At 73.4% G+C, this 25,783-nt stretch carries 24 protein-coding genes; 14 read left to right on the top strand and 10 right to left on the bottom strand.

Annotation, left to right across the window (positions count from 1 at the left end; all coding sequences use genetic code 11):
- Positions 1-8: 8 nt before the first annotated feature.
- Together KME80_RS31725 and KME80_RS31720 are read left to right on the top strand one after the other, a co-directional pair.
- Positions 9-629, top strand: a complete 621-nt coding sequence (locus KME80_RS31725; protein ID WP_246646090.1) for a MerR family transcriptional regulator — start codon at positions 9-11, stop codon at positions 627-629.
- Positions 630-673: 44 nt separating this feature from the next.
- Positions 674-1,462 carry a class I SAM-dependent methyltransferase gene (locus KME80_RS31720; protein WP_219510162.1) on the top strand — a complete coding sequence of 263 codons (789 nt, stop codon included), beginning with the start codon at positions 674-676 and terminating at the stop codon, positions 1,460-1,462.
- Here the strand turns inward: KME80_RS31720 and KME80_RS31715 are convergent.
- On the bottom strand, positions 1,437-2,339 hold the full coding sequence (locus KME80_RS31715) for an NAD(P)-dependent oxidoreductase (RefSeq protein WP_443681635.1): 903 nt from the start codon (positions 2,337-2,339) through the stop codon (positions 1,437-1,439). The genes KME80_RS31720 and KME80_RS31715 overlap by 26 nt on opposite strands.
- Before the next feature lie 68 nt (positions 2,340-2,407).
- On the opposite strand from KME80_RS31715, the gene KME80_RS31710 reads away from it, so the two are divergent.
- Positions 2,408-2,761, top strand: a complete 354-nt coding sequence (locus tag KME80_RS31710; protein ID WP_219510160.1) for a winged helix-turn-helix transcriptional regulator — start codon at positions 2,408-2,410, stop codon at positions 2,759-2,761.
- A gap of 8 nt (positions 2,762-2,769) precedes the next feature.
- Here the strand turns inward: KME80_RS31710 and KME80_RS31705 are convergent, their stop codons facing one another.
- The gene (locus tag KME80_RS31705; RefSeq protein ID WP_219510159.1) at positions 2,770-3,885 is read right to left on the bottom strand and encodes a right-handed parallel beta-helix repeat-containing protein; all 1,116 of its coding nucleotides are present in this window, start codon (positions 3,883-3,885) and stop codon (positions 2,770-2,772) included.
- A gap of 142 nt (positions 3,886-4,027) precedes the next feature.
- Between KME80_RS31705 and KME80_RS31700 the strand changes: the two genes are divergently transcribed.
- The 3 genes from KME80_RS31700 to KME80_RS31690 all read left to right on the top strand — a co-directional run bounded on the left by KME80_RS31700 (position 4,028) and on the right by KME80_RS31690 (position 6,219).
- A complete protein-coding gene (locus KME80_RS31700) occupies positions 4,028-4,561 on the top strand; it encodes a DinB family protein (RefSeq protein WP_219510158.1) in 534 nt (177 codons plus the stop codon).
- 31 nt (positions 4,562-4,592) lie between these two features.
- Positions 4,593-5,189, top strand: coding sequence for a hypothetical protein (locus KME80_RS31695; RefSeq protein WP_219510157.1), 597 nt, complete (start codon positions 4,593-4,595; stop codon positions 5,187-5,189).
- Positions 5,190-5,337: 148 nt separating this feature from the next.
- The gene (locus tag KME80_RS31690; RefSeq protein WP_219510156.1) at positions 5,338-6,219 is read left to right on the top strand and encodes a phosphotransferase; all 882 of its coding nucleotides are present in this window, start codon (positions 5,338-5,340) and stop codon (positions 6,217-6,219) included.
- A 9-nt stretch (positions 6,220-6,228) separates the two neighbouring features.
- On the opposite strand, the gene KME80_RS31685 is transcribed toward KME80_RS31690, so the two are convergent.
- Both KME80_RS31685 and KME80_RS31680 read right to left on the bottom strand, forming a co-directional pair.
- A complete protein-coding gene (locus KME80_RS31685; RefSeq protein ID WP_219510155.1) occupies positions 6,229-6,735 on the bottom strand; it encodes an NUDIX hydrolase in 507 nt (168 codons plus the stop codon).
- Positions 6,736-7,700: 965 nt separating this feature from the next.
- Positions 7,701-8,375: a ThuA domain-containing protein gene (locus KME80_RS31680; RefSeq protein WP_219510154.1), complete on the bottom strand. Its 675-nt coding sequence runs from the start codon at positions 8,373-8,375 to the stop codon at positions 7,701-7,703.
- 124 nt (positions 8,376-8,499) lie between these two features.
- Here KME80_RS31680 and KME80_RS31675 point away from each other — a divergent pair, with 124 nt between their 5' ends.
- From KME80_RS31675 to KME80_RS31660, 4 genes are all read left to right on the top strand, one after another.
- Positions 8,500-9,363 (top strand): RNA polymerase sigma-70 factor, encoded by an 864-nt coding sequence (locus tag KME80_RS31675; RefSeq protein WP_219510153.1) that lies wholly within the window; start codon positions 8,500-8,502, stop codon positions 9,361-9,363.
- Positions 9,364-9,371: 8 nt separating this feature from the next.
- A complete protein-coding gene (locus KME80_RS31670) occupies positions 9,372-10,133 on the top strand; it encodes an SDR family oxidoreductase (protein ID WP_219510152.1) in 762 nt (253 codons plus the stop codon).
- A gap of 86 nt (positions 10,134-10,219) precedes the next feature.
- Positions 10,220-11,869 (top strand): NAD(P)/FAD-dependent oxidoreductase, encoded by a 1,650-nt coding sequence (locus tag KME80_RS31665; RefSeq protein ID WP_219510151.1) that lies wholly within the window; start codon positions 10,220-10,222, stop codon positions 11,867-11,869.
- A 20-nt stretch (positions 11,870-11,889) separates the two neighbouring features.
- Positions 11,890-13,329, top strand: coding sequence for an ATP-binding protein (locus KME80_RS31660; protein WP_219510150.1), 1,440 nt, complete (start codon positions 11,890-11,892; stop codon positions 13,327-13,329).
- Here the strand turns inward: KME80_RS31660 and KME80_RS31655 are convergent.
- On the bottom strand, positions 13,301-14,527 hold the full coding sequence (locus tag KME80_RS31655; RefSeq protein ID WP_308126005.1) for an alpha/beta fold hydrolase: 1,227 nt from the start codon (positions 14,525-14,527) through the stop codon (positions 13,301-13,303). The genes KME80_RS31660 and KME80_RS31655 overlap by 29 nt on opposite strands.
- A gap of 10 nt (positions 14,528-14,537) precedes the next feature.
- A complete protein-coding gene (locus tag KME80_RS31650) occupies positions 14,538-15,506 on the bottom strand; it encodes an Lrp/AsnC family transcriptional regulator (RefSeq protein WP_219510149.1) in 969 nt (322 codons plus the stop codon).
- A gap of 126 nt (positions 15,507-15,632) precedes the next feature.
- Between KME80_RS31650 and KME80_RS31645 the strand changes: the two genes are divergently transcribed.
- Both KME80_RS31645 and KME80_RS31640 read left to right on the top strand, forming a co-directional pair.
- Entirely contained in the window at positions 15,633-17,141 is a 1,509-nt protein-coding gene (locus KME80_RS31645; RefSeq protein ID WP_219510147.1) for an AbgT family transporter, read from the top strand.
- 51 nt (positions 17,142-17,192) lie between these two features.
- The gene (locus tag KME80_RS31640; RefSeq protein ID WP_219510195.1) at positions 17,193-18,287 is read left to right on the top strand and encodes a M20 family metallopeptidase; all 1,095 of its coding nucleotides are present in this window, start codon (positions 17,193-17,195) and stop codon (positions 18,285-18,287) included.
- Positions 18,288-18,301: 14 nt separating this feature from the next.
- Here the strand turns inward: KME80_RS31640 and KME80_RS31635 are convergent, their stop codons facing one another.
- The 4 genes from KME80_RS31635 to KME80_RS31620 are packed head-to-tail and all read right to left on the bottom strand — an operon-like array spanning position 18,302 to position 23,113.
- On the bottom strand, positions 18,302-19,843 hold the full coding sequence (locus KME80_RS31635; RefSeq protein ID WP_219510146.1) for a class I adenylate-forming enzyme family protein: 1,542 nt from the start codon (positions 19,841-19,843) through the stop codon (positions 18,302-18,304).
- A complete protein-coding gene (locus tag KME80_RS31630) occupies positions 19,840-21,084 on the bottom strand; it encodes a cytochrome P450 family protein (RefSeq protein WP_219510145.1) in 1,245 nt (414 codons plus the stop codon). Before KME80_RS31630 ends, KME80_RS31635 begins: the two co-directional genes overlap by 4 nt.
- A gap of 2 nt (positions 21,085-21,086) precedes the next feature.
- Entirely contained in the window at positions 21,087-22,181 is a 1,095-nt protein-coding gene (locus KME80_RS31625) for an NAD(P)/FAD-dependent oxidoreductase (RefSeq protein WP_219510144.1), read from the bottom strand.
- The gene (locus KME80_RS31620) at positions 22,178-23,113 is read right to left on the bottom strand and encodes a cucumopine synthase-related protein (protein WP_308126003.1); all 936 of its coding nucleotides are present in this window, start codon (positions 23,111-23,113) and stop codon (positions 22,178-22,180) included. Before KME80_RS31620 ends, KME80_RS31625 begins: the two co-directional genes overlap by 4 nt.
- 122 nt (positions 23,114-23,235) lie before the next feature.
- On the opposite strand from KME80_RS31620, the gene KME80_RS31615 reads away from it, so the two are divergent.
- Together KME80_RS31615 and KME80_RS31610 are read left to right on the top strand one after the other, a co-directional pair.
- Positions 23,236-24,432 (top strand): serine hydrolase domain-containing protein, encoded by a 1,197-nt coding sequence (locus KME80_RS31615; RefSeq protein ID WP_219510142.1) that lies wholly within the window; start codon positions 23,236-23,238, stop codon positions 24,430-24,432.
- 58 nt (positions 24,433-24,490) lie between these two features.
- Positions 24,491-25,783: serine/threonine-protein kinase (locus tag KME80_RS31610; protein WP_219510140.1), on the top strand; the 1,293-nt coding region annotated here is incomplete at its 3' end.

The raw sequence follows: 25,783 nt of genomic DNA, 5'->3' as shown, positions 1-25,783 counted from the left end.
TGATGCGCATGTCCGAACTGAGCGCCGAGTCCGGCGTGCCCATCGCCACGATCAAGTACTACCTGCGCGAGGGCCTGCTCCACCCGGGCGAGCAGACGTCCGCCACCCGGGCCGAGTACGACGCCACGCACCTGCGCAGGCTGCGCCTGATCCGGGCGCTGCTGGAGGTGGGCAGGCTGCCGGTGTCGGCCATCAAGAAGGTCGTGGAGGCGGTCGAGGACGAGTCGCTGCCGGTCCACACGATGCTCGGCACCGCCCATTACGCGCTCAGCCCGCGCGTCGAGCCGGAGGCGACGCCCGAGTGGGACGCCGCGCTGGCCGAGGTCGACGCGTTCCTGGCCGGCCTGGGCTGGAAGGTGGAGCCGGAGGCGCCGGCCCGGCACGAGCTGGCGCACACGGTGATGCGGATGCGCCAGCTCGGCCACACGCCCGAGCTGGCCCCGTACGCGGCGGCGGCCGGCAGGCTGGTCGAGGAGGTCGAGATCGACACGATCCCGTACGACGGCCCGCGTGACGCCGCCGTGGAGGCGCTGGTGCTGGGGACGGTCCTGTACGGGCGGGCGTTCGACGCGCTGCGCCGCCTGGCCCACGAGTCGACCTCGGCCCGCCGCCTGTCCGGCAGTTCCTGAAAATTCCGGTTGCCGGTGGCCCCCGCCGCTCGGCAAGATCGAGTATGGCGCTGACACCCGAGCTCGTCGCTTACTACGCCCAGGACCTGGAGCACGAACGGCTGCGCGAAGGGCGCAACCGGCTGGAGCTGTGGCGCACGCAGGACGTGTTGCGCCGGACGCTGCCCCCGGCCCCGGCCCGGGTGCTGGACGTGGGCGGCGGCACCGGGGCGCACGCCGAATGGCTGAGCGCCGACGGCTACGAGGTCGAGCTGCTGGACCCGATCCCGCTGCACGTCGAGCGGGCCGCGCGGCTGCCCGGGGTGCGCGCCCGGCTGGGCGACGCGCGCCGCCTGCCGGTGCCCGACGCGAGCGCCGACGCGGTCCTGCTGCTGGGCCCGCTCTACCACCTGCCCGAGCGCGCCGACCGGGTGCGGGCGCTGGCGGAGGCCCGGCGCGCCGTGCGGCCGGGCGGGCTGGTGGCGGCCGCGACCATCAACCGCTACGCGGCCGTGCACGGCACCATCCAGCTCGGCCACTACGTGCGCGCGCCGGAGCGGCAGGCCGCGCTCGCCGCCGCGACCGGCGGCGTCATGCTCTCGCCGGGGCGCGGCTTCACCGCCTACTTCCACGATCCGGACGACGTGCCGGGCGAGTTCGCCGACGCCGGGTTCCCCGAGGTCGGCAGGTACGGGCTGGAGGGGGCGTTCTGGCTGTACGGGGACCTCGACGACTGGCTCGACGACCCGGGGCGGCGGGCGCTGCTGCTCGACGCCCAGCGGGTCATGGAGTCCGAGCCGTCGCTGCTCGGGGTGAGCGGTCACCTGCTCACGCTCGCCCGGCGCCCTCTCTGAGCAGCCCGACGATCCCGGCCAGGCCCTCGTCGCCGTGGCCCTGCGCGACCCGCCGGGCCATCAGGTCCATGAACGGCGTCAGCAGCCCGGGGTCGACGCCCTGCTCCCGCGAGGTGTCCAGGAACGTGGTGTTGCCCGCTGACATCATGGCCAGGTTGGAGTGCACGCCGAGCGTGTAGTCGCCGCTCTCCAGCTGGGCGGCCATGCCGTGGGCGGCTCCGGACATCGCGCCGAGCCAGCCGGCGAGCAGCGTGGCGAACCGCGACAGGTCCACCTCCTTCTCGCCGTCGACCAGGGCGAAGGCGTGGGTGGTGCCGGCGAACATCGCGGTCATGGCGCTGAGCAGCGCGACGTCGTACAGCGCCGCGTGGCCGGCGTCCGAGCCGACGTAGTTCACCCCCGCCGGGACCTCCAGCGCCTCCCGGTGCCGCTCGAACAGAGCCTGGTCGCCGCTGTAGAGGATGTAGCCGCCGCTCTCCGGGACGCCGATCATCGGCGGTACGGCCATGATGCCGCCGTCCAGGAAGCGGGCGCCGCGTTCCTCCGCCCAGCGGGCGCGCCGCCTGCCCTGCTCGGGGGTGCCGGTGGTCAGGTTGATCAGGTCCTTGCCGGCCAGGTCGGCGCCGTCCAGCGTCGCGCCGACGGAGTCGTCGTCCAGCAGGCACAGGATCACGGGACCGGTGGCCGCGGCCACCGCCTCGGCGGCGCTGCCCGCCGCGCGGGCGCCCGCCTCGACCAGTGGTCCGGCCTTCTCCGGGGTACGGTTCCAGACGGTCAGCGGGTGGCCGGCGGCGAGCCAGGACCGGCCCAGCGCGGCGCCCATGTCGCCGAGGCCGAGCAGGGTGATGGGAGTCTTGGACGTGTTCATGCCGTCCAGGCTCGCGCCCGCCCCTGATCAAGATCAAGAACGCACTTTATTGTGGGTGGTTACCTTATGGTGGGTTCATGACCAGGCGGGATACGTACGTGTGCGGGATCGACGCGGCGATCGACGTGGTCGGCGGGAAGTGGAAGGTGCTCATCCTGTGGGCGCTGAACGACGGGCCGTGCCGGTTCGGCGAGTTGCGGCGCGGGATTCCCGGTGTCACCGAGAAGGTGCTCACCTCGCACCTGCGCGAGCTGGAGTCCGACGGGATCGTCTTCCGGGAGGAGGCGGTCGAGGGGGCGGTGCGGCGCGTCACCTACGCCCTCACCCCGCTCGGCGTCTCGCTCAACGCGGCGCTCGCGCCCCTCGGCGCGTGGGGGCGTGAGCACCTGCTGAACGGGCGCGCCTCCCACGACCACGCGGCGGCCTCCTAGCCCCGGCCTCAGAAGCAGGTCAGGCCGGGGTTCTGGGCCGGGGCGCAGGGGCCCTGGTTGCCGCCGCCGTCGACGACCTGCCCGGCCGGGGCCCAGATCATCGGCCCGGCGTTCCCGGCGCCGACATTGCGCGCGAGCATGATCCGGGTGGCCTCGGCGCCGTCGGTCCACACGTGGATGCCGCCGCGCACCGGGTTGCCGCCCGGGTCGGTCACGCCGCTCGGCCGGTGCCCGTTGCGCCAGAACACGTTCCGGATCGCGCCTTCGGGGCTGGCTGCGGGAACCTGGTTCATCAGCAGCATGCCCGCCGTGTGGTTGCCGCTGAACACGTTGTCCCGGACGACCACGTTGCGGAAGCCCGTGGCCCGCAGGCCGATGTCGTTGCCGGTGAACAGGTTGCGCTCGACCACCCCGGCCGCCTCCGGCTGGTAGACCTCGCCGGCCCCCAGGGCGACGGCGGCGTTCCTGAACACGTTCCCGGCGAACCGGTTGCGGCGGCTCTCCACGCCCGTGCTGACGGGGAAGGCGTCGAACGTGTTGCCCGTGTAGACGCCGCGGTCGGACTGGACGACGTTCAGCCAGCCGGTGGTGAGCCGGCTGTCGCGGATGGCGGAGCTGTTGGCGTCGCGCAGCACGACCCCGCCCGTCACCGAGCACCGATCGACCGTGACCGGGCCGAGCTGCCTGTCGAGCCCGTCGAGCCGGCAGGTGGCGGGCGTGCCGCCGATCGTCAGCACCCCGGCGAACACCCGCACCGGCGCCGCGGCGAACCGCACCGCCTCGACGGTGAGCGGCGAGCTCGGGTTCTTGGCGAACTGGTGGATCCCGTACGTGAATCCGCTGATGGCGCCGTCGCGCACGGTCACGCCCGCATGCCCGGCCACGTCGATCCCCCTGCCGGCGCCGGAGCCGGTGATCGTGTGGCCGGCGAGGTCCACCACGACGCCGTCGGCCCCGATGACCAGGCCGCCGCCCGCGCAGTTCAGGTCGGCGTCGAGCGTGACGTCGGCGGTCACGACGTCGCCGCAGGCCACCGCCGCCGTGCGTGCCCCGGCGGGCACGGCGAGCGCGGCCGTCGTCAGGGCCGCGCACAACGCCGCCGCCACCACTCCCCGTACCGTCATGAGGTCTCCCGTCCCCGTAGCTGACCGGCGAGCGCCAGCATCCCCCCGTGGACGCCGCCCGGTGAAGCGCGGAACCGGACGCCGGAAAGGGGTGAAACCATGACGGTCCTGGGCCTTCCCGGCATGCCCATAGGGTGATCACATGACTGAACTTGATCGCATTCGCTGGCAGTTCGACCTGACGTGGTCGCTGCTGACCCTCCACCTCGACCAGCTCACCGACGAGGACGCCCTGTGGGAGCCGGTGCCGAACTGCTGGACCGTGCGGCCGCGCCCCGACGGCACGTGGACCGCGGACTTCTCCCTGGAAGAGCTCGACCCGATCCCGCTGCCGACGATTGGATGGGTGATGTGGCACATGGGCATGTGGTGGGAGAACGCGTACGCCGGATGCTTCGGCGACGGCGCCTCCGCCGACTGGGCCGCCGTGGCGGCGGCCACCACGTGGCCGGGCGACGTGCGCTCGGCCGTGACCTCGTTGACCGGCCACCACGACCGCTGGCGCGCCGCCCTGGACGCGCTCTCCGACGCCGACCTCGACGCGACGGACCGCACCACCTGGTTCGCCGAGGGCGGCCTGACCCTCGGCCACGTGCTGGCGTGGGCGAACGTCGAGCTGATGAAGAACGCCGCCGAGATCGGCAGCCTGCGCCTCCAGCGGGCGAACCTCCGCTGACCGCCGCGTACGCCCTCTGCTTGGCCTTCGAGTGCTCTCGCTGCTGAACGAGCTGTATGACGGGCCCGCGGCGCCGGCCGTCGGGGCGTTCCTCGACGCGGTGGACACCGTCATGAACAGCAACGCCTTCCTGCTCAAGGTGCGCGCCGACGCGCCGGTGACCGGCGGCGACCGGGCCGAGGTCCTGTCCGCGTTCCTGCGCGACCCGCTGTTCGAGGAGATGATGCTCGCCGTCGACCGGACTCGGGGGTGGTGGAACCTGCAGGACGGCGACGGCCCGCTGGTGGTGGATGGCCCGGTGCGGCCGGACGTACGGGAGCTGGGCGCGGACGGGTTCTGGCGGCGGCTGCGCTGGATGTTGCGGGAGGCGTTCAGTCCCTACGGGCGGCACCTGGACGACGAGGCGGCCTGGGCGGTGCTGGGGCCGTTGCCGGAGGCGCTGTTCGGGGGTGACGTGGCGGGGTGGTCGTTCTGCGAGGTGCGGCCGGACTTCCTGCGTGGCACGGGGTATTACTCAGGTGCGGCTTGTGCGGGCTTGGCCTACTTTGATGGTGGAGAGTCGGACACGGCCACGTTCTTCTACCGTGGGGATGTCTTCTACCTGCTACTGACCAACGGGTCTCCATGACGCGGCGGCGGCCCGGTGGTCGGGTGCCGGTTGCCGTGTGCCGGTTGCCGGGTGCCGGTTGCCGTTGCCGGGTGGCGGTTGCCGGGTGGCGGTTGCCGGGTGGCGGTTGCCGGGTGGCGGTTATCGAGGCGTGAGGGGCGGGTGGCGAATGCGGGCGTCAGAGGGTCTGCGTGCGGTGGCCGCGGCCCGGTCCGTCGCCTCGTCGCTCGGCCTGGCGGCCGACGACGCGGTCGTCCTCCAGGACTCCAACAAGCTCACGCTGCGGTTGACCCCGTGTGACGTGCTGGCCAGGGTCGCGCCCGAGGCGGAGCACGTCGCGCCGTTCGAGGTCGAGCTGGCGCAACGCCTCGCCGCGACCGGCAGCCCGGTGGCCGCGCTGGACGCTCGGGTGAAGCCGGGCGTGCACGAGCGTGACGGGTTCGCGATCACGTTGTGGACGTACTACGAGCCGGTGACGCCGGACGCGGTCACGCCACCGCCGGACGCCTACGCCCGGGCGCTCGAACGGCTGCACCACGGGATGCGCACGCTCGATGTCGCCGCGCCGCACTTCACCGATCGGGTCGAGGAGGCTCTGCGGCTCCTGGCGAGCCATGACCGCACCCCGGCGCTCTCCGACGAGGACCGGGACCTGCTCGGTGACACGTTGCGAACCCTGGGCCGGGCCGTGGACGAGCGTGGCGGCGCCGCCCAGCAGCTGCTGCACGGCGAACCCCACCCGGGCAACGTGCTGACGACGAAGGACGGGCTGCTGTTCATCGACCTCGAGACGTGCTGCCGCGGACCCGTGGAGTTCGACCTCGCCCATGCGCCCGAGGACGTGGGCCAGCACTATCCGGGCATGGACCCGGGTCTGCTGCGCGACTGCCGGACCCTCGTACTGGCGATGGTCACCACGTGGCGCTGGGACCGCGACGACCAGCTCCCGGACGGGCACCGGCTGGGCGTGGAATGGCTCACCCAGCTCCGCGCCGCCCTCGACGCCCTCGATGCCGACCAGCCGGATGCCGCCTCGCGTCGCGCTGGTTGACGCCGTTTCTCACGAAGCCATCGAGGTGGCACGCATGGCCAGATAGCGGGCGAAGGCCTCCTGACCGTCGGGCACGAACGGCCAGCGGCACATCGCCAGCCGCAGCTCCGCCTCCCCCATCCAGCCGTACCAGGGCACCTCGGCCGGGTCCGGGCGCAACGGACCGGTGATCACCGCCTCGTGCACCCCCATCCAGTACGGGCCCAGGATGCCCCGGCACAGGAACTTGACGACGAACTCCACCGGCGCCCCCACGCCCAGCTCCTCGGCCAGCTCCCGGCGGGCCGCCTCCTCGTAGGACTCGCCGATGTCCACCCCGCCGCCGACCAGCACGTCGTAGTAGCCCGGGAAACGGGGGGAGTCGTCGGGGCGGCGGTGCACGAGGATGCGGCCCCGCTCGTCCCTGCACACGGTGGTGGCGATGCGGTGCAGCCAGCCCCGCCGGGTGGCCTCGTCGCGATCCGCGACACCGACCACGTCGTCCTGCTCGTTCACCAGTTCTATACGTTCGTCCACGGGGCCACGATCTCAGACGGGTGTGACAGTTTCGACACCCCTAGGGGGACGCGGGGGTGGGTTGGGGGTCGGGGGCCGGTCGTCGTGGGGGTTGGTGGGCGTTGTCGCGCTCCTGCCGTGGTGCCTGCCGCGCCGCCCTACCCCAGGCAGCGGTCGTCGGGCCGGCTCTCCGCAGCGGCTGGCGCCGCGCCACCCCGTCCAGGCGGCTGACGCCGTGCCACCCCCGTCCAAGCCGGTTGACGCCGCGCCGCCGATCCCAGGTGGCGGACGCCGCGCCGCCCATCCCCGGCGGCTGACGCCGCATGGCCCTCACGGGCGGGCGCTTCGCGCCGGGCGGTTCGGACGTTCTTCCACGGCGGCTCACGCCGCAGCGGAACGCCCCGATGCCACCGAAAAGCCCACCGGCCACAGCCCACTCGCATCGTCAAGCCTTTCGGGGCGCAACGCCTCGCTGGTGAGGGCCTTGCGTTCCGGTGTGGGCCGCCAACCGTGACCGCGTGAACCGCCCGGCGCGAAGCGCCCCTATGTGAGGACGATGCCCTGCGGCGCCAGCCGCCCTGGAAGGACGTCCGAACCGCCCGGCGCGCAGCGCCCGGCCCGTGAGGGCCATGCGGTGCGGCGCCAGCCGCCCCGAAAGGGCGCCCGAGCCGCCCGGCGCGAAGCGCCCCCATGTGAGGACGATGCCCTGCGGCGCCAGCCGCCCTGGAAGGACGTCCGAACCGCCCGGCGCGCAGCGCCCCGCCCGTGAGGGCCATGCGGTGCGGCGCTAGCCGCCCCGAAAGGACGTCCGAACCGCTCGGCGCGCAGCGCCCTCACCCGTGAGGGCCATGCGGTGCGGCGCCAGCCGCCCTGGAAGGACGCCCGAAACCGCCCGGCGCGCAGCGCCCCGCCCGTGAGGGCCTTGCCGTTTGGAAGGTCGAGACCGTAGGAGCGCGACTCCGTGACCGGTTAAAGCCCTTAGGTGGTTAGTCGGTGATCGTGGTGGGGCGTTTCAGGAGCCAGAGCGCCGCCCGTTGCAGCAGGGTCCGGTGGATCTCGTTCTCGTACGAGCGCGTGTCATGCCCGAGCGCGTCGTAGAAGACCCTCCCCCGCCGCACCGGCCGGGCCCAGATGAGCGGCTGGCCGTGGGAGGAGGCGAGGGGCCGGACGTCGGGCAGCACGTCGAGGTCGCTGTACACCTCGTCGACGACGTCGAAGTCGCGCAGCCCGTCGACGATGGGGTGGCCGCCGTGGACGCGGACGCCGGTCCAGCCGAGCGGCGGGTGGTGGGACTTGGGCCAGGTCCAGCAGCCGCCGAGGACGCGGGGCCAGCCTTGCCAGTCGTCGAAGCAGATGGACGCCGTGTGCATGCACAGCAGGGCGCCGCCGCGGTCAAGGTGGTCGAGGAGGGTGGTGCGGGCTTGGGCGGGGAGGTGGAAGCGCCATTGGTCGCGCTGGTCGGCGAAGCGTTCGTGGGTCATCTGCCAGCGGAGCGCGTTGATGGTGATGAGCTGGACTTCGGGTGGTTCGCTGAGGGCGCCGGCGATGTCTTCGGTGGTCTCGGATTCGACGCCGACCTCGGCGAGCGCGTCGGCGAGGGCGGCCGACGTGGCGTCGAAGTCGTGGTACAGGCCTCCGGAAAGGATGAGATTTCGCGCCATTTCCCAAGCTCATCATGCTCATCGCGGTATTTCTACCCATCGGCTGTCACATCCGGTGATGCGGGACCGTCCTCTCGGGAGGAGGGAAGGAGCGGGCATGCTTGATACGGGTACCCTGCCCGGCATGACGGGGACCGCTGAGTTCGAGGAACACCGTCCCGCCCTGCTCGGTCTGGCCTACCGGCTGCTGGGCAGCATGTGGGACGCCGAGGACGTGGTGCAGGAGGCGTGGCTGCGCTGGCAGGGCACGGATCGTGACGTGGTCCGGGAGCCGCGGGCGTTCCTGATCACGGTGGTGTCGCGGCTGGCGCTGGACCAGCTCCGCTCGGCCCGGGTGAAGCGGGAGGCGTATCCGGGGCCGTGGCTGCCTGAGCCGGTGGCGTCGGCTGAGGCGGGGCCGCTGGACACGGCGGAGCTGCGGGACACGGTGGCGTACGCGACGCTGCATCTGATGGAGCGCCTGTCGCCGCCGGAGCGGGCGGTGTTCGTGCTGCGGGAGGCGTTCGAGCTGCCGTACGACGAGATCGCGGAGATCGTCGGCGCGTCGGTGGCGAACGCCCGGCAGATGCACCATCGGGCGTCGGTGCGGCTGGCAGAGGGCCGGGACCGGTTCCGGCCGTCGTCCCGGGAGCACGAGGAGCTGCTGGCGCGGTTCATCGCGGCGGCCGGGGGCGGCGATCTGGGGCCGTTGACGGATCTGCTGCACGAGGACGTCGTGATGTGGAGCGACGGCGGCGGCCGGGTCCGGGCGGCGCTGCGGCCGATCGAGGGCCGCGACAAGGTGCTGCGGTTCCTGGAGGGGGTGCTGGCCCGCTACGAGTACGGCGGGCTGTCGGTCGTGGACGTGAACGGCCATCCGGGGATCTGGATGGAGATCGGCTCCGATCATCAGCTGGTCGTCCTCGACTGGCACGAGGGGCGCGTGCGGGGCATGTACGGCGTGCTGAACCCGGACAAGCTCGCCCGGGTGCGGGCGTCGTCTCTATAGTCGCCGTTATGGATCTCGGCATCGCAGGCAAGGTCGCACTCGTCACGGGTGGCAGCGCGGGCATCGGGCTGGCCGCCGCCCGGAGTCTCGCCAGGGAGGGGTGCCACGTGTGCGTGTGCGCCCGCAGTCCGGAGAAGCTGGCGGACGCGGTGGTGGAGTTGCAGGAGTTCGGCGGCGTGGTGCACGCGGTGCTCGCGGACGTGGAGGACCCGGAGGCGGCCGAGCGGGTGGTGCGCGAGACGCAGGACGTGGTGGGGCCGGTCGACATCCTGGTCGCCAACGCGGGCGGGCCGCCGCCGGGCCGGTTCGTGGACGCGAGCCTGGCCGAGTGGGACGTGGCGGTGCAGCGCAACCTGCTCGGCACCGTACGGCTGGTGCGGGCGGCGCTGCCGGGGATGCGCGAGCGCGGCTGGGGCCGCATCGTGACGGTGACGAGCCGGTCGGCGCGGGAGGCGATCGACGGGCTGGCCCTGTCCAACTCGACGAGGTCGGCCGTGGCGGGCATGGTCCGCACGCTGGCCCGTGAGGTGGGCGGCGACGGGGTGCTGGTCACGAACGTGATGCCGGGCCCGATCGACACCGACCGGCTGCGTGAGGTGGCGGGCGGCGAGGACGGGCTGGCGGAGCGGGCGGCCGTCGTGCCGCTGGGCCGGATCGGCCGGGCCGAGGAGGTGGGCGACGTGGTGGCGTTCCTGGCGAGCGAGCGGGCGTCGTTCGTGAACGGGATCTCGATCCTGGTGGACGGCGGCGAGAGCCGCGTCATCGCCTGACGAGGTCCCCGGCGGCCTCGCCTGGCCGGAGTCCGTTCCCTGCCGCATGACATCCTTCTCCCAAGGACGATGTGAGAGGCAGGGGAATGGACAAGCCGGTCATCGTGACGGTCGACGACGATCCTGGCGTGTCGCGGGCGGTGGCCCGCGACCTCAGACGCCGCTACGGCCGCGACTACCGGATCGTCCGCGCGGAGGCCGCCGTGCAGGGCATCGAGGCGGTCAAGGAGATGCGGCTGCGTGGTGACGAGGTGGCCGCCATCCTGGCGGACTACCGGATGCCGCAGATGAACGGGGTCGAGTTCCTGGAGAAGGCGATGGACATGTACCCGTTCGCGCGACGGGTGCTGCTGACCGCCTATGCCGACACCGACGCGGCGATCCAGGCGATCAACGTCGTGGATCTGGACCATTATCTGCTCAAGCCGTGGGATCCGCCGGAGGAGAAGTTCTACCCGGTGATCGACGGGCAGCTCGACGCCTGGCAGCGGACGGACCGGGTGCCGGTGGCGGAGCTGCGCGTGGTGGGCGACCGCTGGTCGGCGCCGTCCTACCAGGTGCGTGACTTCCTGGCGCGCAACCACGTGCCGTACCGGTGGATGCTGGCTGAGGAGCCCGACGGGGCGCAGCTCGTGGCGGCGGCGGGGCAGGAGTGCCGGCTGCCGCTGGTGGTGACGTCCGACGGGTCGTCGCTGCAGGCGCCGGACCAGTCGACGCTGGCCTCGGCGGTGGGGCTGTCGACGACGCCGGCGACGGACTTCTACGACCTGATCGTGGTCGGCGGCGGCCCGGCGGGGCTGGGCGCGGCCGTCTACGGCGCGTCGGAGGGGCTCAACACGGTGCTGGTGGAGGCGCACGCGTCGGGCGGGCAGGCGGGGCAGAGCTCCAGGATCGAGAACTACCTGGGCTTCCCCGACGGCGTCTCGGGCCAGCAGCTCGCCGACCGGGCGCGCAGGCAGGCGCTGAAGTTCGGGGCGGAGCTGCTGACCGCGCGGAAGGTGACGCATCTGGAGCCGCGCGGCCAGGCCCGGGTGATCGGGTTCAAGGACGGCGGGGAGATCGCGGCGCACGCGGTGATCCTGGCGACCGGCGTGACCTACCGGCGGCTGGACGCGCCGGGCCTGGACGACTTCGTCGGCCGGGGCGTCTACTACGGCGCGGCCCTGACCGAGGCGCCGTCGTGCAAGGACAGCGAGGTCTACATCGTGGGCGCGGCCAACTCGGCGGGCCAGGCGGCCGTCCACCTGTCGGGGTACGCCAGCCGCGTGCACCTGCTGGTGCGCGGTGACGGCCTGGAGAAGTCCATGTCGCACTACCTCATCGAGCAGATCCAGGCGATCGGCAACATCGAGGTGCACCTGGAGAGCCAGGTGACGGGCGGTGCGGGCAACGGGCACCTGGAGAGGCTGTCGATCGCGCGCAAGGGCGAGGAGCGGACGGTCGAGGCGCAGTGGCTGTTCGTGTTCATCGGCGCGGAGCCCTACACCTCGTGGCTGGGCGAGACGGTCGAGCGGGACGCGAAGGGGTTCGTGCTGACGGGGCCCGACCTGGTGCAGGGGGGCAGGCGGCCGCGTAACTGGACGTTGCGCCGGGAGCCGTACTTCCTGGAGACGAACGTGCCGGGCGTGCTGGCGGCGGGTGACGTGCGCGCCGAGTCGATCAAGCGGGTGGCCTCGGCCGTCGGGGAGGGCGCGATGGCCGTCGCGCTCGTGCACCGGTATCTGGAGAAGCAATGAGCCCGGTATCTGGAGAAGCGATGAGCACTGTGGACATCGACGAGCTGCGCAAGCTCTTCCTGTTCGAGCGGCTGACCGACGAGCAGCTCGGCAAGCTGGCCGACAGCGGCAGGATGCGGGAGTTCGAGGAGGGCGCGGAGATCGTCCGCCAGGGCGAGCCGGCGGAGTGCTTCGCGGTGCTGGTGGAGGGCGAGGTGCAGATGGTCTCGGAGACCGTCAGCGCCGGGACCGTCGCCATGCCGCGCACCGGGCAGCCGGGCGTCTACGGCGGCGCGACCTCCGCCTACCTGGGCGACCGGGCGCCGCAGACCTACCAGCACACGTTGCGCGCGACGGCGCCGTCGCGGGTGTTCATCCTGCCGGCGCGCAAGTTCGCCTACATCGTGACCGAGTGGTTCCCGATGGCGATGCACCTGCTGGACGGGTTGCAGTCGGGCGGCCGGTTGCAGCGGGAGATCATCGACCGGCGGCAGCGGCTGACGGCGCTGGGCACGATCACGGCGGGGCTCACCCACGAGCTGAACAACCCGGCCGCCGCGGCGGTGCGGGCGGTGAGCGAGCTGCGTTCGCTGATCAGGTCGTCGCGGGTGGAGCTGGCCAGGCTGGCCGAGAACGGCATCCCGCCGGAGCGGCTGCGGGCGCTGGTGGAGATGCAGGAGGCGTGCATGGAGGCGGTGGGCACGCTGCCGGCGCGCACGCCGCTGGAGATCTCCGACGCCGAGGACGAGCTCGGCGAGGCGCTGGACGAGCTGGGCGTGGAGGACGCCTGGGAGCTGGCTCCGGCGCTGGTCAACGCCGGGTTCGGCGGGGAGCACCTGGAGAAGGTGCGGCTGAAGGTCGGCGAGGAGCACGCGCCGGCCGCGCTGCGCTGGCTGGCGGAGGCGGTGGAGATCTCGCAGATGCTGGGCGAGGTGACGGAGGCGACCGAGCGGATCACCTCGCTGATCGGCTCGGCCAAGCAGTATTCGCAGATGGACCGCGCCCCGTTCCAGGTGCTGGACGTGCACGAGCTGCTCGACAGCACGGTCGCGATCTTCCGCGGCAAGATCCCGCCGGGCATCACGGTGACCACCGACTACGACCGGACGCTGCCGCCGATCCCCTGCTACGGCGGCGAGCTGAACCAGGTGTGGACGAACCTGATCCACAACGCGCTCGACGCCATGGGAGAGGAGGGCACGCTGACGATCCGGACCGCGCACGACGAGGACGAGGCGATCGTGGAGATCGGCGACACCGGCCCCGGCGTGCCGGAGGCGATCCGGGACCGGATCTTCGAGCCGTTCTTTACCACGAAGTCGGTCGGCCAGGGCACCGGGCTGGGGCTGGACATCTCCTACCGGATCGTGGCGGGCCGGCACGGCGGCGACCTGAAGGTCCGGTCGGAGCCGGGCGCGACCTGGTTCGAGGTGCGGCTGCCGCTGCGCGAGCCTACAGGGGGTCCGTCACCATCCGCATGAGCCGGGGCACCACCTGGTCGGCGGCGACGCGGAAGCCGTCGTGCTCGAACTCGTTGGTGACCCAGGCGCGCACGTTGCCGACCCGGGCGGCGGTCTCCAGCGAGAGGCCGGCGTCGACGTACATGTCGTCGTGGTAGACCACGGCGGCGACGGGCACCTCGTTGGCGGCCAGCGCGGCCGGGTCGTAGAGCGGCGGCCAGTCGTCGACGGCGGCGAGGATCTCGGCGGCGCCCTTGAAGGGCCGCAGCGCGCGGATGTCGTCGAACATCCACGGGTAGATCATCTCGCCGGTGAACATCTCGAACGTGTCGAAGTCGGCGGGGCGCAGCCGCTCCGCCGACCAGCGGGTGGCGGCGCCCTGGGCGTAGATGGACTCGTGCAGGACGGCGTAGAGGGGGCTGCCGACGAAGCCGGTCTCCATCATGACCGCGTAGAGGAACTCGTCGGACAGGCGGTCGCCGTGCCACGCCTCGGCGAGCTGCCAGTGCAGGCGTTCGGAGCCGTCGCCCATGCCGAGCTTCTTGCCGAGGGTGCGGAAGCGCTCGACGGTGAGCCGGTCGCCGTCGGGGAGCAGGACCTCGTTGCCGGCCAGGTGCTCGGCGATGCGCCTGGCGCGCTCGTCGTCGCCGGGGTAGCGGCGGTGGTGGCGGGCGACCTTGGCGCGGACGCGCTCGTACGTGCGCGTGTAGACGTCGTCGGCGGTGGCGTCGAGGCCGGGCAGGCCGCCGGTGATGTGGCAGGCGCGCAGCGCCTCGGGGGCCTGCGACAGGTAGGTGAGGGTGACGAAGCCGCCGTAGCTCTGCCCCCAGGTCTCCCACTGCTCGATGCCGAGGGCCTTCCTGATGTGCTCGCAGTCGGCCACGATGGCGTCGGCGCGGTAGTGGCGCAGCCGGGCGGCCAGCTCCTCGTCGGTGCCGGTGGCGGTGGCGGGGCTGCTCAGGCCGGTGCCGCGCTGGTCGAGCAGGAGCACCCGGTGCGTCTTGAGCACGTGCCGCCAGTGCGCCTGGCCGGTCAGCCGGGGGGACTTGCCGCCGGGGCCGCCCTGGAGGAACAGCGCCCACGGCAGGTCGCCGGTGTGGGCGGGGTCGCGGATCTCGCGGGCGAACACCTGGATCGTGGCGCCGCCGGGGTCGGCGTGGTCGAGCGGCACGGTGAACACATGGTCGGCGGCCGTCAGGCCGGGCATCGTGACTTTCACGCCCAGCACCTTACGGGCTGACCAACCGGCCGTCCTCCCGGTAGATCCAGTAGCGGCGCAGCATCTTGAGCACTACTGAGACCTGGAGCGCGGTGATGCCGGGCAGGTGGGCGAGGTCGCGGGTGAGGAAGTCGCCGAGGTCGTCCTCGTGGCGAAAGACGCCCTGGTGGATGACGGAGGTGGTGCCGGCGACGATGGAGACGTAGCGGGCGGAGGGGTGGCGGGCGAGCTCGTCGGCGACCGGCTGGATGGCGCCGGGCGAGACGGTCAGCGCGATGACGACCTCCAGCGAGTAGCCGAGGAGCGCGGGCTCGATCTCGACGCGGGGGCGGACGACGCCGCGCCGCAGCAGTGACTGGATCATGCGGTAGGCGGTGGACTGGCTGAGGCCGAGGGCGCGGGCGGCCTGCGCGGCGGTGATGCGGCCGTCGTTGCGCAGCAGGCGCAGCACGCCGGGCTCGTCGGCGCCGCGGGCGGGCTCCTCGGCCTGTTCGGCGGGCTCCGACAGGGCGCGGACCTGGGCGTCGTCGAGGCGGTGCAGCCGCCAGGAGTCGGCCTTGGTGAGCGCGCGCAGCACCAGCTCGGAGTGGGTGGCGACGATGCCGGGGACCGACGGGATGCGGGCGGTGAGCAGTTCGCGGGCCTGCGCCCGGTCGACGGGGTGGACGGCGCAGTAGACGTCGGACTTGCCGGACGTCTCGGCGACGAGCTGGGCCTCGGGCAGGTCGGCCAGGGCGCGCGCGACGCGGCTGGAGGCGCCGGGCTCGGTGGTGACCCAGACGTGGCGCGGGTTGCCCTCGGCGCGGGCGGCCCAGTCGACCTGGCCGATCACCCGCAGGATGCGCTGCTCCTCCATCCGGGCGAGCCGCCGCCCGGCGGTGCTGGCGGACATGCCGAGCACGTCGGCGAGGGCGGCGGCCGAGGCGCGGGGGGCGATCTGCAGCGCCGCGACCAGGTCGAGGTCGGCGTCGTCGAGCATGTCAAGACTGTATCTTCCAGTCAGGCATGTTTGGACGACTGATTCAGCCAGCCAGAACATTTTACTTGCCAAAATCGGTCATCGCCCCTGTAATGGGTGACCATTAACGGGAAAGGAGCCTGACCGATGAACGGCCTGCTGCGCGTCCTGGGAGGGATCGAGCGCCTCGGCAACAAACTGCCGCACCCGTTCTGGCTGTTCGTCATCCTGGCGGGAGTCCTGGCACTGGTGAGCTGGGGCCTGGCCGCAGCCGGCGTGTCCGCGGTGAACCCGGCCAGCGGCAAGCAGGTGGTGGCCAAGAACCTGCTGTCCGCCGACGGCGTCACGACGATGATCGACGGGGCCATCGACAACTACACGTCGTTCGCGCCGCTCGGCACGATCCTCGTGGTGATGCTCGGCGTGGCCGTCGCGGAGCGGTCCGGGCTGCTGGCCGCGGTGCTGCGCTCGGGCGTGGCCAAGGTGTCGCCCCGGTGGGTGACGTTCGCGCTGGCCTTCACCGGCATGGTGTCGCACGTCGCCTCCGACGCCGCCTACGTGGTGCTGATCCCGCTCGGCGCGCTCGCCTTCCGCGCGGTCGGCCGCAGCCCGATCCTCGGCATCGTGGTGGCGTTCGTGTCCATCTCCGCCGGTTACGACGCCAGTCCCCTGGTGACGCCGGTCGACGCCATCCTGTCCGGGCTGACCACCGCCGCCGCGCAGACGATCGACCCGGCCTACGTGGTCACGCCGCTGGCCAACTACTACTTCTCGATCGCCTCCTCCGTGGTGCTCGCCGCCGTGATCACCGTGGTGACCGAGCGGGTGCTGGCCCGCCGGGTCGAGTCGCTGCCCGTGGACGAGGACGCCGAGGAGGACGACCTCGGCTCGCTGACCCTGCGCCCCGAGGAGCGCCGCGGCCTGCGGGCCGCGCTGATCGCGCTGGTCGTGTTCGTCGTCGCGCTGGTGCTGGCCGTGCTGCCCGCCGGATCGCCGCTGCGCGGCGAGGGCGGCAGCCTCGTCCAGTCGCCGCTGCTCGGCTCCATCGCGATCTTCCTCGCGCTGGCGTTCCTGGCCGTCGGCTGGGCGTACGGCAAGGCCGCCGGAAGCATCACCAGCAGCCGCGACATCCCCGACTTCATGGCGCACGGGCTGCGCGAGATGGCGCCGATCCTGGTGCTGTTCTTCGCGATCTCGCAGTTCCTGGCCTTCTTCAAGTGGACCGGCATCGGCGAGATCATCGCGATCAACGGCGCCGACCTGCTGAAGTCGGCCGGGGTGTCGGGGCCGGTGGTGTTCCTGGGCATCCTGATCGTGGTGACCGTGATCAACCTGGTGGTGACGAGCGGGTCGGCGCAGTGGGCGCTGGTCGGGCCGGTGTTCGTGCCGATGCTGATGCTGCTCGACATCCCGCCGGAGTACACCCAGGCGCTCTACCGGATCGCCGACTCGTGCACGAACGCCATCACCCCGATGAGCCCGTACTTCGTGATGGCGCTCGGGTTCCTGCAGCGCTACCGCCGCTCGGCCGGGATCGGCACACTGGCTTCGATGACCATCCCGCTCGCGTTCACCCTGCTCGTCGTCTGGACGCTGCTGTTCCTGGTGTTCTGGTGGCTCGGCATCCCGCTCGGCCCCGGCGCGCCCGTCGCCTAGGAAGGATCTCCCTTGTCCATCACCGACTGGAGCCGGCAGGCCCTGCCGGCCATGCTCGACGACATCAAGAACCTGGTCGAGCTGGAGACGCCCAGCTACGACAAGGCGGCGCTGGCCGCCGGGCTGCGGGCGGTGCGCGCGCTGGCCGTCGAGCGGCTGGGCACGCCGGACGACGAGGTCGTGCACGACGGCGGCGCGCACGGCGACGTGCTGGAGCTGACCTACCGGGGCACCGCGCCCGGTGAGGTGCTGATGATGAGCCACTACGACACGGTGTGGCCTGCCGGGACCCTGGCCGGGTGGCCGTTCGGCGTGGTCGACGGCAAGGCGACCGGGCCCGGCGTGTTCGACATGAAGACCGGGCTGGTGCAGTCGATCTGGGCGCTGCGCGGGCTGCGCGAGCTCGGGCTGCCGCATCCGGGCGTCAGGTTCCTGTTCAACGGTGACGAGGAGATCGGCAGCCCGGCCTCGCGGCAGCACATCGAGGCCGCCAGCGCCGACGTGCTGGCCAGCCTGGTGTTCGAGGCGTCGCTGCGCGGGGCGGTGAAGACGGCGCGCAAGGGCGTGGGCCTGTTCGACGTGACGGTGACGGGCGTCGAGGCGCACGCCGGGCTCGACCCGACGGCGGGCGCGAGCGCCGTGCACGCGCTCGCCGAGCTGGTCACGGTCATCGCGGCCGGGGGCAGGCCGGAGCTGGGCACCACCGTGAACGTCGGCCTGATCAGCGGCGGCACCGGCCGCAACGTGGCCGCCGGGCTCGCCACCTGCGGCGTCGACGTGCGGGTCAGCGACTTCGCCGAGATGGAGCGGATCGACGCACTGTTCGCGGGCCTGCGGCCGAGCGACCCTCGGGTGAGCGTGTCCGTGGCCGGCTCCTGGAACCGGCCGCCGATGACGCCGAACCCGCCGTCGCGGCGGCTGTTCAAGGAGGCGCAGGCCACGGCCGCCGCCCAGGGCTGGACCCTGGAGGAGGCGTCGGTCGGCGGGGCCAGCGACGGCAACTTCGTCTCGGGGCTGGGCCGGCCGGTGCTCGACGGCATGGGCGCGGTCGGCGACGGCGCGCACGCCCGGCACGAGTACGTGCTGGTCGAGCACATCCCGGAGCGCACCGCCCTGACGATCGGGCTGATCTCCGCGCTCGCCTAGCGGGACCCGCCGGGTCAGCCGGGCCGGCGGCCGTACCGGGCGCGGAGGGCGGATTTGTCGGGCTTGCCGGAGCCGGTGCGGGGCAGGTCGTCCATCAGCCACAGCCGCCGGGGCTCACAGGCCGGGCCGAGCGCCCCGCGCACCAGCTCGCGCAGCTCCGACTCATCGGCCCGCCCGGCGACGGCCGCCCCCACGCCCCCGTCCGGCAGCGCGAACACGGCGGCGTCGGACACCCCGGGGTGCCCGGTGAGCACCTGTTCGACCGGATAGGCGTACACGCCGGGCGGCAGCCCGCTCCCGGCCCGGTCCACCAGGAACAGGTGGCGGCCTTCGGCCGGCGGGGTGAGGCGGCCGAGGTCGCCGGTGCGGACCCAGCCGTCGCGCAGCGTGGCCGCGGTGAGCCCGGGATCGTCCAGGTAGCCGGTCATGACCTGCGGCGAGCGCGTCCACACCTCGCCCACCTCGCCGTCCGGCACGCGGGCGCCGCGCTCGTCGCGGATCTCCAGCTCCACCCCCGCCACGGCCCGGCCCACCGACGCGAGCAGCCCCGGCCGCGCGTGGTCGGCGGGCGACAGGGTGGTGACGAACCCGCCCTCGGTCAGCCCGTACGACTGCCGCACCACGCGGCCCAGCGCCTCGACGGCCTCCCGGCTGCGGGCCGGCACCGCCGGGGCTCCCCCGTACAGGATCTGGCGCACGCCGGGCACGTGGCCGAGCCGCCGGGCCAGGCCGTAGAAGCCGAACGGCGGCCCGGCCAGCACGTGGGTGACGCCCTCGCGGGCGATCAGCTCGCGTTCGCGCCCGGTGTCCTCGCCGGTCGCCAGGACCGCCGTGCCGCCGGTCGCCAGCGTCCACAGCGCGGTCAGCGTGGGCAGGTGGAAGCCCGGCCACACCAGGAAGCGCCACGCTCCGGGCCCTATCAGCGCCCTGGCCGCGCCGAGCTGCGCGGCCTCGACGGCGTGGCTGTAGGCGACGGCCTTGCGCTCCCCCGTCGTGCCGTTGGTGAACGTCACCGACGCCAGGCCCCGGCCGGCCGGGATCGTCGCCGTCCCGGCGCCCGCGGTGGCGAGCAGCCGGTCGAGCGGGCCGTGGACGGGCACCGGGCAGATCCGCAGCAGCGCCTCGGCGTCCTCCTGCCGCCCGGCCTCGTACAGCAGGGCCGTGGCGCCCGTCGCGCGCATCGCGCGGGCGGCGGTCTCCGGCGGCAGCCCGACGGGCACCAGGATGGCCGGGCAGCCGAGCGCCAGCGTCACGAGCCGGGCGGCAAGCGACTCCGGCCGGCCGCCGTACAGCAGGGCGATCGCCTGCCCGGCGCGCACGCCGCGCGCCTCCAGGGCGGCGGCGGCCGAGGCCGTCATGGCCAGCACCTGGTCCCCGCTCAGCCGCTCCTGCCCGCACACCAGCGCGTCCCGGGGCCCGGCCGCGGTCAGCCCGCGCACCAGCGCCTCCCCGAACCCGGGCGTCCGGGCGGGCCTGGACCGCCCGGAGGCCCGGCGGCCGGCCCGCAACGGGTCCGGCCCGCCGGGCGGAACCCGGCGGGCCGTCGTCCCGCTCATCCCGCCCGCCTGCCCAGCAGCACCGGCAGCGACCGGGTGCTGTTGCCCAGCACCGTGCCCAGCGGCCGGGTGCCGCTGGCGGGCCCGGCGAGCTTCATCTCCGGAAAGGCTGAGAACAGCGCGGCCAGCGCCACCTCGCCCTCCATCCGGGCCAGCGGCGCCCCCAGGCAGAAGTGCGGCCCGTGCCCGAACGACAGGTGCCCCGGCTGCGGCGCCGCCGCGTCGAACCGGCAGGCCCGCTCGCCGTACTGGTCGGGGTCGCGCCCGGCGGAGGCGAAGCAGGCCAGCACCGCCTCCCCCTTCCGCACCGTGACCCCGTCGATCTCCAGGTCCCGTACGGCGTAGCGCATCGGGAAGTGGGCGACCGGCGAGTCCCAGCGCAGCGTCTCCTCCACGACCGCGCTCCACGGCAGCGAGCCGCCGAGCACGAGGTCGAGCTGGCCCGGCTGGGTGAGCATGGCCCGGATGGCGTTGGTGATGAGGTTGACGGTCGTCACGTGCCCGGCGATGAACAGCAGCTCGATCGTGTCGAGCAGCTCCGAGCGCGTCAGCCGCTCCCCGTCCTGCTCGCGCACGCTGATCAGGTCGGTGATCACGTCCTCGCCCGGCGTGCCGCGCCGCACCTCGATGACCTTGTCGAGCAGCACGTACAGGGCGTCGCGGGAGCCGCTGACGTCGTCCGGGCCGTCGCCGACGCGGGCGGCCACGTCGGTGAGCTCGTGCAGCTCGTCGCGCATGCCGGGCGGGATGCCCATCAGCTCGGAGATGACGTCGCGCGGCAGCGGGTAGGCGTAGTGCAGCCGCAGGTCGACGGGTTCGGGCGGCAGTGCGGCCAGCTCGTCGACGAGCGCGGCGGCCATCCGCTCGATTTTGGGCCGCAGCCCCTGCACCCGGCGGGCGGTGAACGCCTTGATCAGCGGCCCGCGCAGGCGCTTGTGGGTCTCGCCCTCGGAGTTCAGCATGGACGTGTCCGAGGTGATCTTCTCCACGGCCGTGGCCTTGCGGACTTCGGCCCGGCCCTCCGGAGCCCAGTGGCTGACGTCCCTGGACAGGTCGGGGTGGGCCAGCACGGCCGCCAGCGTCGCGTAGCGGGTGGCCGCCCACGCGCGCACCCCCTCGACCTCGACCGGGACCAGCGGCCCCGCCTCCCGCAGCCGCTCGTTGTCGGCGTGCACGTCCGGGGTGGCCGGGTCGAGCACGAAGGCCCGCCCGGTCTCCCGGCTCTCCTGTTCGGTCGTCATGGTCATCCGGCCCTTTCCACGGCCAGGTCCGCGACGTCGAGCCACGGGTCCTTGCCCAGGTAGAGATCGCGGACGAGCTCCCCGGCGGCGGGCGCGTTGCACAGCCCGTGCCCGGAGAACCCGGCCGCGTACAGGAACGCGGGCGGCCCCGGCCGGTGCCCGATGAACGCCGTCTTGTCCGGGCTGGCGTCCCGCACGCCGCTGATCGCCGGGTGCAGCGCCACCCCGGCCAGGCGCGGGTACGTGCCGGCCAGCCGCTCCGCGACGCGGGCGCGCCAGGCCTCCCTGTCCCGGTCCGGGTAGCCCATGCCGATCAGGATCCGGTCCCCGCGCAGCCGCATGAGCAGGCCGCTCGCGGCGTGCAGGGTGACCGGGACGGACGGGATGGGCGACAGCTCGGTCAGCGGGTCGGTCAGCAGCAGCTCCTGGGTGACCGGCTCGGTGAGCGGCAGGTCGACGCCCGCCGAGCGGGCGAGCGGCGCCGACCAGGCGCCGGCGGCGCACACGACGGCCTCGGCCGTGATCGTGCCGTCGGTGGTCTCGACCCGGCCCCGGTCGGGGTCGACGGAGAGCACCGGGCAGCCGGTGCGCAGCTTCGCCCCGGCCCGCCTGGCGCCCTCGGCGTATCCGGCCACGATCGCCGCCGTGTCCGACACGTACGCCTGGGGCGACCAGGCGGCGGCCAGCAGCGGCAGGTCGGGGCCGACGAGCGGGTTGAGCCGGCGGGCCTCTCCCGCGTCGACGAGCTCGACCCGCACCCCGGCCGCCCGCTGCGCGGGCAGCTCGGCCTCGATCGCCGCCACCTGTTCCGGCTCGGTGAGCAGCACCAGGTAGCCGACCTGCCGCAGCGGCACCTGGGCGGCCGGCCGCGACCCGAAGGCCTGGTAGGCCTCCAGGCTGCGGACGGCCATCGCGGAGCTGACCGGGTTGCCCGCGAAGTACGACCTGACGACGTCGGCCGTGGCCCTCGACGCGCCGGACCCGAGCTCGCCGCGCTCCAGCAGCACGGTGCGCACCCCGGCCTCGGCCAGGTGGTAGGCGATCGACAGGCCGATGACCCCGCCGCCGATGACGACGACCTGCGCCTGCGCGTTCACCCGAGCGCTCGCACGCGCCGCAGGTGGTCGCCCACCTGCCAGGGGAACAGGTGCAGGTTCCAGCCGCCGAGGCAGTTGACGTACAGGGCCATGTGCGACATGACCGCGATGAAGTCCTCGCGGTCGTCGAGCCGGTCCAGGACGTCGAACAGCCTCTCGGTGAACCCCCACAGCGTCTGCAGGCCGCAGTAGCCGAGGAACTCGGCCGGGGTCTTGGCCAGGACCCTGGCCATCTGGTGCAGCGACTCCATCGGCATCTGCTCGTGGGCGGCCCGCACCAGTCCGCCGTAGCAGGCGTAGCCGAGCGGCCGGGTCTCGCCGTTGACGAACAGCAGGGTCGTGAGGACGGTCTCGAAGCTGCCCGCGTTCGAGGTGATGCGGCCTTCGTGCAGGTCGACCAGTTCCTGCGGCGGGACCAGCCAGATCCGCTCGGTCTCGGCGTGCAGGTCGGCGATCAGGGCGTCGACCTCCGGGTCGGAGACGGTCAGGCGGGGCAGGCTGTGCCCGAAGCTCTCACCGGCCCTTCTGACCTCGGCGATGACGGGTTTCTTGGTGCGGTAGACCGCCTCCCAGACGGCCTGGCCGGCTTCGACGAGCGTGTCGAGGTCGCCTTCGGTGATGCGGCCGATGGGCGTGGCCGGCATCGGCTCGGTGAGTTCGCCGTACTTGATCCCGAGGTGTTGCAGCCGGGATGAGAAGATCGTGCCGTCGGGCACGGTCCGCCGGTCCACCGAGTGCGTGGCTGCTTGGTGCAGCATCTGGTGGACCGGAGCTACGTGATAGAGGTGATGGCCCGCCACCAGGGCATGGCCCTGCAGGCTGCGGTACGGCAGCGCGTCCCACAGGCTCTGTGCCAGAGCGGCGTTGCGCTCGTCCAGTTCTGCCGTGACGGCCATGCCCAAGCTGGGCCAGCCGATTTCTACGCGTCTCACAGTAGTCACAGTGTGTATTTGTACCCATGCATATCGTGACATATCAGGAGGGGTGCCTGGTTGTCCTTTGCGTTGTTACGCTCGGCTGGCCAAGTAAGCGCTTCCTTGCCCCCGGAGGGACGATGCACTGCGATCCCCGGTTCGCCCGCGTGCGCGAAGTGTTCGAGCGGCAGTTCACCGACGGACAGGAGCTCGGCGCCGCCTTCGCCGTCTACCATCGCGGCGAGCTGGTCGTCGACCTGTGGGACGGGATCGCCGACCGGCACACCGGACGGCCGTGGCTGCGCGACACCCCCGCGTTCGCGTACTCCTGCACCAAGGCGCTCACCGCGACCGTCCTGCTCCAGCTCGCCGAGCGCGGGCTGGTGGACCTGGCCGCGCCGGTGGCCGACGTGTGGCCGGAGTTCGCCGCCCGTGCGGTCACCGTCGAGCACCTGCTCACCCACCAGGCCGGGCTGCCGGTGATCGAGACGCCGGTGCCCGTGGCGGAGTTCGGCGACCAGCCGGCGATGGCCGCCCGGCTGGCGGGCCAGGAGCCGCTGTGGGAGCCCGGGTCGGCGCACGGCTATCACGCGCTCACGTACGGGTTCCTCGTCGGCGAGGTCGTGCGGCGGGTGACGGGCAAGTCCGTCGGCGAGCTGGTGGCGGCGGAGATCGCCGGGCCGCTCGGGCTGGACCTGTGGATGGGCGCGCCGGACGACGTCATCGCCCGCGCCGCCCGGATCACGGGCCCCGCCCGCCGCCCCGCGACGCCCGCCCCGGAGCCCGCCCCGGAGGCCCCCTCGGAGGCCGCCGCGCCCCGTGAGGCCCCTGGTGGGGGTGACGTGGTCGACCGGATGGCCGCGGCGGCGCGGGACCCGGAGAGCCTGATGAACCGGGCGCTCGGCAACCCGGCGATGCGGCTCCTCGACGGCGGCGCGAACCACCCCGTCATCCTGCGCGCGGGCTGGCCGGCGGCGGGCGTCGTCACCACGGCCGCCGGGCTGGCCGGCTTCTACCGGGCGCTGGTGGCGGGCGAGCTGCTGCGGCCCGCGACGCTGGCCGACGCGATCCGGCCCCGGGTCGCGGGGCCCGACCGGGTACTGGTGGTCGACAGCTCGTTCGGGCTCGGGTTCATGCGGCCGTCGATGACGTTCCTGATGCCGTCGCGCACGGCGTTCGGGCACAGCGGGATGGGCGGGTTCCTCGGGCTGGGCGATCCGGAGCACGAGCTGGCCGTGGGCTACGTGATGAACCGGATGGCCGACATGGTGTCGGGCAGCATGCGGGCCCACCGCCTGACGGAGGCGGTGTACGCGTCGCTGCCGGATATTTCGTGACAACCGGAACCTCGGGTGAGAACGTCGAATCCTGGACGGTCTGCCTTGGGGGTTCGACTTGGTCCCTGGTTATCGCGACGTACGCCAGCTGGGCGAGGGCCGGACCGGCCGCGTCTTCCTCTCCACGTACCAGGCCACCGGGGCGCACGTGGCCATCAAGTACTTGAACGCCACCCTGCGCCGCGACGACGCCTTCATGGCTCGCTTCGCCGAGGACGCCGCGATCCTGGTGGAGCTCGACGACCCCGGCGTGGCCAGGACGTACGAGTACGTGCGGACGCGCAGCCGGGCGGCGGTCGTGACCGAGCTGGTCGACGGGGTGTCGCTGCGCGCGATCCTGGCCGAGCACGGCCGGGTGCGCCCCGAGGCCGCGCTCGCCCTGGTCAAGGCCGTGCTGGGCGGTCTGGCCGCCGCCCACGAGCGGGGGCTGGCGCACCGCGACGTCCAGCCGGGCAACGTGCTCGTCCAGGCCGACGGGGCCGTCAAGCTGACCGACTTCGGCGTCGTGGCGCACGCCGAGGAGCCCGGCGTCCCGCCCGGCAGCCCGCCGTACATGTCGCCCGAGCTGTGGACGCGCGGCGAGGCCGGGCCGCCCGCCGACCTGTACGCGACGGCGTGCGTGCTCTTCGAGGCCGTACGGGGCCGCGTGCCCTACCGGGGTGACGGCGTCCCGGCGCTGCGCGACAGGCACCTGGTGGAGCCGGTGCCGCTGGAGGTCGCCCCGGACTCCCTGCGCAACCTGCTCCGCCTCGGCCTCGCCAAGGACCCCGCCACCCGGTTCGCCTCGGCCCGCCGGTTCGCCGCCGAGCTGGAACGTGACGCCCTCACCGCGTACGGGCCCGAATGGGAGAAACGCGGACGCCGCCACCTGGGCGAGCTGGCCACCCTGCTGGCTCTCCGGTTCCCGCTGGCCGACGCGGCCCCGGCCGCCCGGCCCCGCGCGGAGGCCATGGCTCGCAGCTCCCCCGCCGCCTCCCCGACCGGGGACGCGCCCCGGCCCTCCCGTGGGGCGCGGAGAGGGCGCGGGACGGCGTGGGCGGCCGGGGTGCCGACGCATCTGTGGCTGGCGGGCGCGACGGTGGTGGCGGTGGCGGTCACGCTGCTGATGACCGAGGGCCGGGTCCCGCCGGGCGCGGTGCTGCTCCCCCCGGACGACACCCCGAGCGCGCTGGACCCGGTCACCACCACCCCCGACAGGCGCGACCCGCCGCCCGGCACCGCGCCCCCCGCCGACCGCCGCGCCACGCGCACGCCCACGCGCACGCCGACGCCCCGGGCCCCTACGGCGACGGCGTCGGCGGTGCGGCCGTCCGCCGCGCCCACCCCGCCCCCGACCCGGCCCCCGACCCCG

Source organism: Nonomuraea ceibae, assembly GCF_019396325.1.
Lineage (GTDB): Bacteria > Actinomycetota > Actinomycetes > Streptosporangiales > Streptosporangiaceae > Nonomuraea > Nonomuraea ceibae.
Note: the sequence above shows the minus strand (reverse complement) of the source record. Positions and strands in the feature narration are given on the sequence as shown.